This is a genomic window from Salipaludibacillus aurantiacus (assembly GCF_900111295.1).
Lineage (GTDB): Bacteria > Bacillota > Bacilli > Bacillales > Salisediminibacteriaceae > Salipaludibacillus > Salipaludibacillus aurantiacus.
Window position 1 is genome coordinate 177011 of record NZ_FOGT01000003.1, and the last position, 13252, is coordinate 190262.

At 42.2% G+C, this 13252-nt stretch carries 12 protein-coding genes and 1 other annotated feature (1 of these 13 only partly in view); of the genes, 1 reads left to right on the plus strand and 11 read right to left on the minus strand.

Translation table 11 applies throughout. The annotated features are described in order from the left end of the window. Window positions 1-219: a binding site (T-box leader), on the minus strand (it extends 13 nt beyond the left edge of the window). A gap of 74 nt (window positions 220-293) precedes the next feature. The 11 genes from BMW59_RS21530 to BMW59_RS04790 form a co-directional block, all read right to left on the minus strand. Continuing rightward, window positions 294-470, minus strand: a complete 177-nt coding sequence (locus BMW59_RS21530; RefSeq protein WP_177174184.1) for a hypothetical protein — start codon at window positions 468-470, stop codon at window positions 294-296. 60 nt (window positions 471-530) lie between these two features. Beyond that, complete coding sequence (gene dtd, locus BMW59_RS04745) at window positions 531-974, minus strand: D-aminoacyl-tRNA deacylase (RefSeq protein ID WP_093048028.1); 444 nt, start codon at window positions 972-974, stop codon at window positions 531-533. Window positions 975-991: 17 nt separating this feature from the next. After that, window positions 992-3175, minus strand: a complete 2184-nt coding sequence (locus BMW59_RS04750; protein ID WP_093048036.1) for a RelA/SpoT family protein — start codon at window positions 3173-3175, stop codon at window positions 992-994. 268 nt (window positions 3176-3443) lie between these two features. Then, window positions 3444-3956 (minus strand): adenine phosphoribosyltransferase, encoded by a 513-nt coding sequence (locus BMW59_RS04755; RefSeq protein WP_093048038.1) that lies wholly within the window; start codon window positions 3954-3956, stop codon window positions 3444-3446. Window positions 3957-4022: 66 nt separating this feature from the next. Beyond that, complete coding sequence (gene recJ, locus BMW59_RS04760) at window positions 4023-6383, minus strand: single-stranded-DNA-specific exonuclease RecJ (protein ID WP_093048051.1); 2361 nt, start codon at window positions 6381-6383, stop codon at window positions 4023-4025. A gap of 68 nt (window positions 6384-6451) precedes the next feature. Beyond that, window positions 6452-6763 carry a LapA family protein gene (locus tag BMW59_RS04765; RefSeq protein ID WP_093048054.1) on the minus strand — a complete coding sequence of 104 codons (312 nt, stop codon included), beginning with the start codon at window positions 6761-6763 and terminating at the stop codon, window positions 6452-6454. Between the two features lies 1 nt (window position 6764). Beyond that, entirely contained in the window at window positions 6765-7697 is a 933-nt protein-coding gene (locus BMW59_RS04770; RefSeq protein ID WP_245732948.1) for a cation diffusion facilitator family transporter, read from the minus strand. Window positions 7698-7845: 148 nt separating this feature from the next. Next, on the minus strand, window positions 7846-8778 hold the full coding sequence (gene secF, locus BMW59_RS04775) for a protein translocase subunit SecF (protein ID WP_093048056.1): 933 nt from the start codon (window positions 8776-8778) through the stop codon (window positions 7846-7848). Then, window positions 8768-10084: a protein translocase subunit SecD gene (secD, locus tag BMW59_RS04780; RefSeq protein WP_093048058.1), complete on the minus strand. Its 1317-nt coding sequence runs from the start codon at window positions 10082-10084 to the stop codon at window positions 8768-8770. The genes secF and secD overlap by 11 nt, the downstream gene beginning before the upstream one ends. Before the next feature lie 190 nt (window positions 10085-10274). Beyond that, window positions 10275-10592: a post-transcriptional regulator gene (locus BMW59_RS04785; protein WP_093048060.1), complete on the minus strand. Its 318-nt coding sequence runs from the start codon at window positions 10590-10592 to the stop codon at window positions 10275-10277. A 108-nt stretch (window positions 10593-10700) separates the two neighbouring features. After that, a complete protein-coding gene (locus BMW59_RS04790) occupies window positions 10701-11507 on the minus strand; it encodes a DUF368 domain-containing protein (RefSeq protein ID WP_093048062.1) in 807 nt (268 codons plus the stop codon). Window positions 11508-11669: 162 nt separating this feature from the next. On the opposite strand from BMW59_RS04790, the gene spoVB reads away from it, so the two are divergent. Then, window positions 11670-13220, plus strand: coding sequence for a stage V sporulation protein B (gene spoVB, locus BMW59_RS04795; protein WP_093048517.1), 1551 nt, complete (start codon window positions 11670-11672; stop codon window positions 13218-13220). The last annotated feature ends 32 nt before the right edge of the window (window positions 13221-13252 follow it).

The window sequence follows — 13252 nt, forward strand, 5'->3', positions numbered from 1 at the left end:
GTTAATTCCCGTGGTGCCACCCTAATTGAAGCTGATAAAAAGCTTCCACTTAGATCAGTTAACGCCTGATTTACGATTTTTCCTACTGCCTCAAAGGGTTTCGAAAAAATACCTAAGGAGTGTTCATTCATAAAGGTTCAAATAGAAATGCTTCCAGCCCAGGACATTTCCTCTCTGTTTTTGAAAAACTTTATTACTGTGCTCCCTCAATGGTGTTGAAAAGTAATTCTTGAATTTTAATCTATCATACGAATTGTATTCAAATGTGTCAACCTCTATTTACAGAACCGTTCTTAATTTCGTTCGAGCTTTTTCTTCAGGGCTCTGGCGTCTCTGATTGACAACCCGTTTTCTGAGACTGATTCAAACAGGTTTTCTCCCTGTTCAGCTTCTGAAAACCGATGCAAATCCGGATTCATAAGCCGGCTCTCAGCAGCTGTGAATTTTTCATGGTTGAATCCTGATCGCATAAGTAAAGCCCCCTTCTTTTTAACTTCATTGTAGCCATAAAAAAGGGGATTTACTCATTTTTATTTACTTTCCACAATTAAGGTGACCGGCCCGTGATTTGTAAATGAAACATTCATCATTTCACCGAAAGACCCTGTTTCTACTTTAAGGCCGTGAGCTTCCCTGAGCCGGTCGTTAAATTCCTCATAAAGGCTTTCTGCCTGTTCAGGCTTAGCAGCTGCCATAAAGTTTGGACGGCGTCCTTTCCGGCAGTCCCCGTAAAGAGTAAATTGAGAGATCGACAAAATCTGGCCGCCTACATCCTGGACAGATAAATTTAACTTTTCATTCTCATCTTCAAAAAGTCTGAGATTTGCTATTTTATCTGCTGTATAATGGGCATCTTCGGTAGTATCTTCATGGGTGATCCCGACAAGAAGAACAAGACCATGGTCGATCGCTCCTACCACTTCTTCATTTACAGTTACCTTTGCTTCTAACGAGCGCTGTACGACAACCTTCATACTGATCTACCTCTCTGTTAATGCATAATTCTCCGTACAGAATAAATATCTGAAATCTGCTTAATTCTGTCTACAACCCGCTGAAGGTGCGAGATATTTTGAATGGAGATGGTCATATTAATAGTGGCCATCTTATTTTTATCAGATTTTCCCGAAACCGCATTAATGTTTGTTTTAGTTTCCGCTACAGCCTGTAGAACATCATTAAGCAGCGCTCTCCGGTCATAACCTGAAATCTCAATATCCACATTGTAATTTTTCGGTTTCTGATGATTGCCTTCCCACTCTACAGGCAAAAGCCGTGTATTAGCTTCTTCATTATTAATATTAGGGCAGTCTGCCCGGTGAATGGACACGCCTCGGCCTTTCGTAATATAGCCGACAATATCATCCCCTGGAACAGGATTACAGCATCTGGATAAACGGATCAGCAAGTTATCAATCCCTTTAACACGCACTCCGGTGCTTGTTTTGCTGACAGTTTTTTCCTGGGGTTTCAATTCCTCCACCGCTTCAGACAGTGATTGAGTTTCCTGTTCTTCGTCCTGCTTTTTACGGATATCATCTGTGAGTCTCGTAACAATTTGCGCCGCTGTAATTCCGTTATACCCTACAGCCGCGTACATATCTTCTTCCGAAGAGAAACTGAATTTGTCTGCTACCCGCTCAATATTTTCAGCAGTCAGCACTTCCTTAAGAGGATAACCTTTTTTTTCAATTTCTTTCTCTACCTGATCTCGGCCTTTTTCCACATTTTCTTCACGTCGCTCTTTTTTAAACCATTGTCTAATTTTATTTTTAGCATGAGAGCTTTGTGTAATCTTAAGCCAGTCCTGGCTTGGACCATAGGAATGCTTTGAAGTCAGAACCTCCACAATATCCCCTGTCTTCAGCTGGTGGTCGAGGGGGACCATTTTTCCGTTAACTTTAGACCCAATACAGCGGTTGCCCACTTCAGTGTGAATCCTGTAGGCAAAATCTAAAGGCACTGACCCTTTTGGAAGCTCGATGACATCCCCTTTAGGTGTAAACACAAAGACCATATCGGAAAACAGATCAATTTTCAGTGATTCCATAAATTCCTGGGCATCATTTGCATCATTTTGCCATTCAAGAATTTCCCTGAACCAGGACATTTTTGTTTCTAAAGACTCTGAATCATTAACCGTTTTCCCTTCTTTGTATGCCCAATGAGCCGCCACCCCGAACTCAGCTACTTTGTGCATGTCTTCCGACCGGATTTGCACTTCAAGAGGATCACCTTTCGGCCCGATAACAGTCGTATGAAGGGACTGGTACATGTTGGCTTTCGGCATGGCAATATAATCTTTAAATCGGCCGGGCATTGGCTTCCAGTGAGTATGAATGGTCCCCAGCACGGCGTAACAATCTTTAATGCTTTTTACAATAATCCTTACCGCAAGGAGGTCATATATTTCATTAAACTGTTTATTTTGGAGGACCATTTTACGGTATATACTGTAAATGTGCTTTGCGCGGCCGTTAATTTCAGCCTGGACATTCATATTCTCCAATCGTTCCTTAATCTTATTCTGGACCTCTTCTATATAGTCTTCACGTTCAGCCCGCTTTTTCTTCATGAGATTAACAATACGGTAATACTGCTGCGGATTTAAATATCGTAATGAAGTATCTTCCAGTTCCCACTTAATTGTGGATATACCAAGACGGTGTGCCAGAGGAGCAAAAATTTCGAGCGTCTCATTAGCTATACGTCTTTGTTTTTCCGGCGGGAGATGCTTTAAAGTCCTCATATTATGAAGCCTGTCAGCAAGTTTAATAAGGATGACTCTTATATCTCTGGCCATAGCTACAAACATTTTGCGGTGATTCTCTGCCTGCTGCTCTTCTTTAGATTTATATTTGATTTTTCCAAGTTTCGTTACTCCGTCAACAAGCATGGCTACTTCTTCACCGAACTGCTTATCCAGTTCTTCAAGTGATATATCTGTATCTTCCACTACATCATGAAGAAAGGCAGCTGCTACTGTATTAGGATCCATACCTAGCTCAACCAGGATGCCCGCTACTTGAACCGGATGCCAGATATAAGGCTCACCGGATTTACGGTACTGCTCACTATGGGCATAGTCGGCCATCTCATAAGCTTTCCGCAAAAAGGCAACATCCTTATCGGATAAATATTCACTTGCTTTTTTTAGTACTTGTTCACTAGTCATGGAATCACCTAAATTATCCTAAAAATTTATTGGAAAAACCGCTTTTCCAAAAATGAGCAAATATATCAAAAATTTAGAAGTTAACTCTATTATTAATAAATTTATTCGTCTTGTAAAGCGACGTGAAATTTGTCGAATTAGTTTATAAAAAAAGGGTCTCTTCCGGAGAAAAGACTTTCAATAAGCATAACATATTTTTTATAATAATAGCATTTTTTATTACTTAAAATATACAGCAGGAGGAGTGCTCTTAAGCACCCCTATCTCCTTAATATTCCATTAAACTGAACACATCGTAATCATCAAGCTTATCCCTGCCGTCTAAATAACTGAGTTCAATCATAAAAGCAATGCCCGCTACAATGCCGCCAAGTTTTTCCACCATTTTGATGGTTGCTTCAATTGTTCCGCCGGTTGCTAAAAGGTCATCTGTAATTAACACTCTTTGGCCAGGTTTAATTGAACTTTTGTGAATGTTTAACGAGTCTTTTCCATACTCAAGGCCGTAATCAACTTCCAGCACTTCTCTTGGAAGTTTCCCTGCCTTACGCACAGGAACAAACCCGATCTCAAGAGAATATGCGATTGGACAGCCAACTACAAACCCTCTCGCTTCAGGGCCAACTACGACATCTATATTTCTATTCTGTGCATACTTTACCATTTCATCAATTGCCTGCTTGTATGCTTCACCGTTTTCCATCAATGTCGTGATGTCTTTAAAACGCACTCCTTCTTTTGGAAAATCCTCAACTACAGTAATGTACTGCTTAAAATCCATAATGTTTCCTCCTAATTTCACCTTGACTATATTATTTCACCAGCGTTCATCTCTATAATATTTAAATTATGCCTGTATTGCCGATGGTAAGTGATCGTTATTTATAACCCGGTCCATCCAGAGTTTTAACGAGCGGTAGGATGAATAATATAATTCATTTTCAATATGACTTAGTTCAAGATGTTTTTGATAAGTAGATGATGCAGTTAGATCTTTTTTTTGCGGCTGGGGATTTATTTCAATCACACCATTGTTCATTTTAACAAAATCCAGTTCAAAAAACACCTTACTCATAAAGTGGACTGCGTTTTCTGACCAGCCTTTATACTTTGCCAGTTCGTGTGTTCTGTTTTTTATATCAAATGATTGCCGCTTTAACAGAAAACCGTAAAACCATTTAAACTGGTCCCTTGTAGGAACCGCTTCAAAGAAATAGTCCTTCTCATGGATAAATGCTGCAAAAAGCCTCTCAAGTTTATGAGCCATGCTGATAACCTGTTTAATCGCTTCTGTGGTGTCAGGCAAATCCAATAAGAGTATATTATCAGCCTTTTCAATTTTTTCAAGATCCGCACTCTCATCAAAGTACCTGACTATTTCCCAATGGCCGGGCAAGCGGCTGAACCATTGACTTGAGGACTCCTGGAAGACCACCACTGTACAAAGCCCAAGGTTCATAAAAGGCTCATTTTGCCACAGCCTCTTATCTCCCCTGAAATCGAATAGCTGCCATTCCTTTACTTTCAAATCTTCTATAATGAATTGCGGTTTACTTTGCCCGTTCCATTCGTTAACTGCGAGCTTGCCTACTGCGGATACTCTTGATAGGGGAGAAATATGGTCATGCAAATTCCCCATTCTGAAACCGATGCAATCCAGCTGTTTATCTTTCCCGGTATTTTCTACAACCAATTTTAAATGGTCCCCATTAGCACCAATTTTTTTGATCATTTGAAGATTGACATCATCAATTAAGAATTTAGGAGCGGGATTCCCCATCCCGAATGGCGCCATCTGCTGCAAGTCGTAAATAGCCTGAAGGGAAACCTCCTCCAATGATACTGGAAGATCGATATCAAGAGATTTTTTCCAATCATCTTCCGATAAGCTGTTCAGCGCGATGTCGGTCAGTTTATTTTTTAGAAGTTCTACATGTTCAATCTTTAAAGTCATTCCGGCCGCCATAGGGTGCCCGCCGAAATGCGGCAGCCATTCCCTGCACTGGGACAGTGAGCGGAACATATCGAAACCTTTAATACTTCTGGCTGACCCTTTCGCTAACCCTGTCTCTTGATCGTAACTTAAGACGATCACAGGCCGGTAATACTTTTCTACAAGCCTGCTGGCCACAATGCCGATAACGCCTGCATTCCATCCTTCATTCCCAACTACAATGACAGGCGGAACGCCTTCTTCTTCTACTTTGGTCTCTGCTTCTGCGGCGATTTCTTTTACAATTGTTTGCCTTTCTTTATTCAGGTCATCAACCATTTGTGCTAACTCATCGGCTTCTGCCAAATCGCCGGTGATTAATAACTCAACAGCAGGATCGGCAGCATCAAGTCTTCCAGCTGCGTTCAGCCTCGGTCCGATTAAAAAACCGATCTGTTCTTCATTCAGTTCCTGAGGGTTCGAGCCTGTCCTTTCTAATAAAGCTTTTAAACCCGGACGCTGATACCTTGAGAGCGCTTGTACCCCTTTTATTGTTAAAAATCTGTTTTCTCCCTGCAGGGACACGAGATCGGCTACCGTGCCAATAGCAGCCAGATCATAGTATTCTTCAGGGATTCTGCCAAGCAACGCCTGGGCTACTTTGAAAGCCACCCCTACTCCGGCCAAATGGCTATTCGGGTAAGAACACCCTTCCTGTTTAGGGTTAATAACGGCAAATCCCTCGGGAAGTTCCGGCGGCGGTTCATGGTGATCTGTAATAATTAAATCAATGCCCAGTTCTTTTGCAACTTGAGCTTCATGGACAGCAGAAATACCTGTATCTACTGTAATAATTAAAGAGACACCTTCTTCCGCCGCCTGCCGGAAGGCATTCTCATTTGGTCCGTATCCTTCCGTAAACCTGTTAGGAACATAGAATCCGGCTTCGGCTCCGATTTCCCTGAGCGTCATATACATAAGCGACGTGCTGGTCACGCCATCCGCATCATAATCTCCAAAAATAAGGATGCGTTCCCCGGCCTGAATCGCTGTTTTAATTCTTCCAACAGCCTTATCCATATCTTTTAATTGAAAAGGATCATGTACAGCCTCTTCATCCATATGTAAAAACGCGTCTATTTCTTCTTTAGTTTTAATTCCGCGCTGGACAAGAAACCTTGCCGCAATTTTTGATATCCCTGTTTTATCTGAAAGAAGAACGACTTCTTCTTCATCAATTTCCGTTACATTCCATACTGCTTGTGAAGAAAGCATAAAAAAACCACCCCTGACTCACTTATTATACAAAAGGTCAGGAGCGGGAGCAATGAATCAAAGGACCATTAAACATGTTTTTTATGTTGCCCGGAAGGATCATCAGGCTTATCTGATTCTTTTTTACCCTTTCTTTTAGCATCTCCACTGTTGGATTTTAACTGTTTAATTTCCTGCTGAAGGCGGTGAATTTTAACCATCCCCACACTGCCGACAATAAGTCCGCCCATAAGGACTGAACCGAGGATAATGAGTACAAGCGGCCACTCGTTTTGGCCGAATAAATAATTAACCTCTACAGGGTCTACATTAATAACAGCAAAAATGGCAATGATAAGCACGAAAACGAGACCTGTAATTAAACCCCATTGTCCTTTCATTTTATGTCTCCTCTCTCGTATAAGGGTTGATATGGACACGGACGTCTTGAACGTACCCATCTTCCATCAGTTCTTTTTTAACTTCTTTTCCGATACTGTGTCCTTCTTCCACTGTGATTTGCGGATCGACTGCTATTTTTATATCCACTATGACATAATGGCCGTGCTCCCTTGCAAGAAGTTCGTCGATTTTCATCACACCTTTTACCCTGCCGGCTTTTTCGAACATTTCAACTGTGTCTTCTTCATGGAGGACGTGGTCTAGAGTGTTATGAATCGCTTCACTGCCCAATTTCCAGCCCATTTTCATAATCAAAAGAGATACAAAAATTCCAGCTGCAGGATCCATATAAACCAGCCAGTCTAATCCGATGTTTCCGCCAACAATTGAAGCACCGACACCCACTAATGCAGCCAGCGAAGAAAAGACGTCAGAACGATGATGCCAGGCATCAGTGACTAAAGCATCGCTTTTATATTTTTTACCCAAAAAGATTTTATACCTAAACATTAATTCTTTCACAACAATAGAAAATAAAATAGCATAGATAGCAATTATTCCGGGAACAGCTATCGGTTCATAAAAAGAACGTACAGCACTAATAGCGATTTCCAGTCCGACCACAAACAACAGGACAGCCACTATAATTGCCGTAACTGTTTCAGCTTTTCCGTGTCCATAGGGGTGGTCTTCATCCGGAGGCTGTTTAGCGGCCCTTATACCGATCAGAACTGCTACAGAGCCGACCACATCTGAAGCTGAGTGGACGGCATCAGCCACTAAGGCGCGGCTGTCTGCCAGCATACCGATAATTCCTTTCAGTACAGCTAAAACGACATTCCCTGTAATACCTATCCATGCGCCAAAACGCACTTTTTTATATCTGATATCCTGGTCCTGACTTGTCAAATTAACCACTTCCTTAAGTTTCACAACTAATCACATCTTTGGTTTTATCTTACCTTTTTTATACACTGGAACCAAATTATTTGTTAATAATCTGGTCAGGAGGCTCCATATAATAATTAATTTTTAACATTCCCTTAGTCCAACAAAAAAACGGCGCTGGGCGCCGTTTTCTTTATGCTTCCGGTTGTTCTGTCTGTACCTTGCGGTAACGGATTTTTTTCAGCTGACGTGATTTCAGCACCAGCCAGATTTGCGCGGCAATAAAGAGTGAGGAGTAAGTTCCTGCTACCAGGCCGACCACAAGTGCAAACGAAAACGTGCGAAGGCCTTCACCGCCAAGGATAAACAGCGCACCCGCTGCAAACAGGACTGTCAGGACAGTGTTAATTGACCGTGCGAGAGTCTGCACCAGGCTTTTGTTGACCACTCTGGCTAAGTCGGAAAAGTCTTTTACTCTTTTCTCAAAATTCATATTCTCACGAATACGGTCAAACGTTACGATCGTATCGTTAATTGAATAACCGATAATCGTGAGAACCGCAGCAATGAATGGAATATTAACCTCCATTTGTACGATGCTGAAAATAGCAAGAATGAAAAGCGCGTCATGAAATAAGGCTATAATCGCTGAAATACCGTACAAAAATTCAAATCGGACAGTGACATAAAGTATAATGCCCACTGCAGCAATCAGAACTGAAATCACTGCATTCCGGGCTAATTCTTCCCCGACAATCGGCGTTACTGTACTCACGTTTGGCGTGTTGCCGTATACATCTTCAAAATGACTTTGCACAGCCAACGTTTCTTCCTGATTCAATCCGCCAATAAATGAAGCTCGTCCGATTTCATTATTTTCTCCGGCAAGCGTAATATCGTCCGGAGTAAGTCCGACTTCTTCAAAATGCTCATTAATTTCATTGGCTGTTACTGTTTCCTCAGCCATGACATCTATAGTAGTTCCACTCTGAAAATCTATTCCCAGGTTTAATCCTAAAGTCGCCAGAAGAATGACTCCTGTTAACAGAAATACTGCTGAAAAGATAAAAAACTTCTTTCTATGCTTAATAAAATCGAGTTTTGTTTGTTCGTGATCAAAGTTCACTGATTTCACGCTCCTTCACGCCGAACATGCGGGGCTTTTTGTTAAGAATACGGCTGTTCACCCACAGCCCCAGCAACAGGCGCGCCCCAAACACAGCAGTGATAAAGCTTGTTAAAATACTGACAATCAGCATAACAGCAAAGCCTTGAACAGCACTGGTGCCAAAATAGAAAAGGACACCGGCAGCCAGAATAGTCGTAATATTGGCATCAAGAATGGTCGATAATGAGCGGCGGCTTCCGGCTCGGAAAGCGCTGATCGTTGATTTGCCAGAACGCAGTTCATCTTTTATCCGTTCAAAAGTAATAATATTAGCATCTACCGCCATGCCCACTCCCAAGATTAACGCAGCTATACCAGGAAGTGTCAGAACAGCGTTTAACCAATTAAAGACAACAAGCACTAAGTAGATATATGCTGTGAGAGTTAAAACAGCAATTATTCCCATAAAACGATAGTAAACAAGCATATAAGCAAATATGAGGGCTACACCAACCATCCCGGCGTTGATAGCCATATCCATAGAACGTTCACCTAAAGACGCTCCTACTGATTCAGCCTGCAGTTCAGTCAATTCCACCGGCAATGCCCCTGCATTTAATATACCGGCAAGCTCCTGAGCTGAATCGACCGTAAAACCGCCTTCAATCATCACATCTCTGCTGGGAATGACTTGCCTGACTGTAGGCGCTGAGACGATTTTGGAATCTTCTTTTGCTATTTCTTCTTCAAAAGAATCTTCTTCGTTATAGTCCAGCCATATTGCCAGGATGTTTTCTCCAGGAGGACGGTTGCTTAAATCTCTCGTTATCTCTTCAAAAAGAGTAGGATCATCAACTGTTACTGTTACAATCGGCTGGTTAGTTTCAGGGTGGAAGCTTTGTCTCGCTCCTCCTTCAACTAAATCAGACCCGTCCATTTTTAATTCATCATTTATATCCCTGAATGAAAGACGTGCTTCAGTCGATAATAACTCACGGGCTGCCGCCTGATCGGTAACTCCTGCCAGCTGCACCCGGATCCGGTCTTCTCCTTCAATCGTAATATTTGGTTCTGAAACCCCGAGGACATCTATCCGCGCATTTAACGCACTTACAGTGTCACTTAGCAGTTCCCTGTTCACTTCGCTTCCTTCATCTACCGGCTCCACTTCATATAAAACTTCAAAGCCTCCCTGAAGGTCCAGCCCTAAACTGATATCTTCTGCGTGGTCCTGGACATTTGTTGCAATCAGAGCGCCTAGTGCAATTATTATGGCAAAGAATGCAACAATCAGCCCTTTTCTGACCCCTTTTCTCTTTTTCATGAACGCATGCTCCTCCTTCACAAATCCACATAACGATACGGTCCTGAACGGAAAGCAGGACCGTTTGATTAAACGTTTCGTATATCTCTAACTCTGCAGTTAAAAAGCTAAAGCAATACACCTGTATCTTTAAACCAGTAGTACCATTATAGCGATATTGAAAAACCAGTGTCAATATCAGGCAGAATACCTAAGCGTGGTCCTCCTCATAAGAATTTAACCGGCCATCCACCGGTTCATCACGGTCAAACCAGTCAGGCCCCTTATAAGCTTCAATAGTTAATAAATTCATATAGTCGTTGGCTTTAAGTCTGAAAAGTTCAGCTGCAATCCAGTGTGTCCTTATTTTATCGGGTTTGTCTTTATTTTTTTCCAGTTTAGCAATAAAACATTCCCATACATCTTTCTCTGTTACGTTTTCGTAACCCAGCATATGCCACTCTTCTACTTTACTTTGAATAATTGGCTCGAGCTTAATTTTCCAGTAACTCCACTGTTCTATCCCCATTTAGTTTACCTCCTCGAATAATAGATTGTTCAGAGAGAGCTTAGTCAGTTTTGACCCGGCTGCTTAATAGAAAAAGAAAGAACAGCAGGATCACTTTTTAGCAGCAAACTATTTTTTTGAACCTAGCATAAGAGCTGTATAAGCACCCGCAGCGAAAGTGAGAAGACTTGGGAAAACTGCAGCCCCCCCGTTGCCAAACCCCGGGTAAACGAGCACACACGATCCGAGCAGAAGGCCTATTATAGCGGCGTAAGTCATATACGGGAAATTGTTAAGCAAGTATTTTATAAACTTACTGCTGATAACAAAACCGACGATTATTCCTGAAGCAAGAATGAATATAACAGGTAAATCCAGCGTAGCCAGTGCGTTCATTGCTGTGTAATACACACCAAACAGAATGAGAACGAGCGCTCCGCTCATCCCCGGAAGAAGCAATGACATGCTGGCCACCCATCCGGCAATAAAAAACCAGATGCCGTTAACCATTGTCAGGTCCAGGACGACAGCCGTCTCGTCGGGATTTACTATACCTATAGTTCCGACGAGGGAAGCCGTAAGAATAAGCACTGTATAATGTACTGCCTTAAATTTTTTTTTCATATCTGACTGTTTAAAGAGCAGTGGAACCACTCCGATGATAAGTCCTAAAAAGAAAAACTGCGTCGGCTGCTCAAAGTGGGTAATCAGCCACGTGATCAGTCTGCCGAAGGCCATAATTGCTCCAATAATCCCTATCCCTAAAGGTATAAGGAACCCTAAGGTCTGACGCCACCTTGGGCTGAAAAAATCACTAATGGAAACAATTAATCTATCATAAATACCTAAAACGAGTGCAATCGTCCCTGCACTCACCCCCGGGATAATGTTACTGACTCCCATCAGCATCCCTCTGTAAATATTTTTCCATTCCACCTTTTTCACTTCTCCTTTGTTTGTCCCTTTTTCACTATGTATATTAGCAGATTTAAAAAATATATATTTATTTTCTAAACCTTGTCATGCTTGGCCACCTTTTCAGCATATACATCTTTAGCGAAAAAATCTATGATTTTTGAAAAGAAAGTAGGGACCGGAATGACTAGACAAACTTTTTTAAAAGGAGCCGTTATTCTAATTTTAGCAGGGTTAGTAACGCGGATTCTCGGCTTTATTAATAAAATAGTTGTTGCGCGGATTATGGGTGCTGAAGGGGTCGGCCTGTATATGATGGCTGTTCCTACATTACTGCTTGTCATTACTTTAACCCAGCTTGGACTGCCGGTTGCCATATCCAAACTGGTCGCTGAAGCAGACGCGGAAGGCGACAGACCGAGGATTAAACGAATTTTGGCAGTTTCCCTCATGGTCACAGGAACCTTAAGCATTGTTTTTACAGCTTGTATGATTTTATTTGCGCCAGTTGTTTCTTCTACTTTTTTGACTGACAGCAGAGCCTTTTACCCGTTAATCGCCATTTCACCAATTGTACCGATTGTCGCTCTTTCATCTGTCATCAGAGGTTACTTCCAAGGCTTGCAGAACATGAAGCCTACAGCCTATTCACAAGTGATTGAGCAAGTTGTAAGAATTACATTCGTTGCCGCCTTAACTTCTTTGTTCCTGCCTTACGGGGTTGAATACGCCGCCGCAGGAGCTATGGTTTCTGTTGTGCTTGGAGAGCTTGCTTCCCTTGTATTTATGATTACAATGTTTAAACGGAGAAAAACGTTTAAAGTAAGAAAACAGTTTGTCAGCCAGATCAAAGAAGGTAAAGATACATTTAATGATTTGATGACAATCGCGCTCCCGACTACAGGCAGCAGGCTGATCGGTTCAATTTCCTTTTTCTTTGAGCCTATTGTAGTTGCCCAGAGCCTGGCTATTGCCGGAGTTGCAACCGTGGTGGCTACCGCCCAGTACGGCGAACTCGCGGGATATGTTATCCCCATGCTGCTCTTGCCTACGTTTATTACTTATTCTTTATCCGTTTCGCTGGTTCCTGCTATAAGTGAAGCAGCTGTTGTAAAAAATTATGAGATGATTCACCACCGTTTAGCCCAGGCCCTTCGCTTTGCACTGATATCCGGCGGCGGTGCTGTTGTAATTTTATATATATTTGCAGAACCCGTCATGGATCTGGTTTATAATGCTCCTGAAGTAGCCAGTTATTTAAAAATTATGGCGCCGTTCAGTCTCTTTTTGTATTTTCAAGGTCCACTTCAGGCAACCCTTCAGGCCCTTAACCTGGCAAAAGCTGCGATGATCAACAGCCTGATAGGGGCAGGAGTGAAAACAGCAGCCATTTTTATCCTCGCTTCCCGTCCGGAGTTAGGCATCATGGGCGCAGCCTTAGCTATTGTTCTAGGTTTTCTGTTAGTCACCATGCTCCATTTTGCCACCCTTGTGAAAGCGATTAGTTTCACGGTCCACCTCCGTGACACTTTTAAAGTACTTGCAGCCATGGCAATCAGCGGATTTGCCGGCCGCCTTGTCTGGATTTCGCTTAGCCACGATTATTCATTATTATGGCAGACTGTTATCAGTATTTTATTTACATCTGTCATTTATATGGCTCTCGTCCTCCTTATGAAGCTTATCCACAAAAATGAACTCAAAAAAATGCCCGTCATAAAAAAGTGGTTTTAATGCAAACCAAAAACTGGGGGGACAGTCCCCCC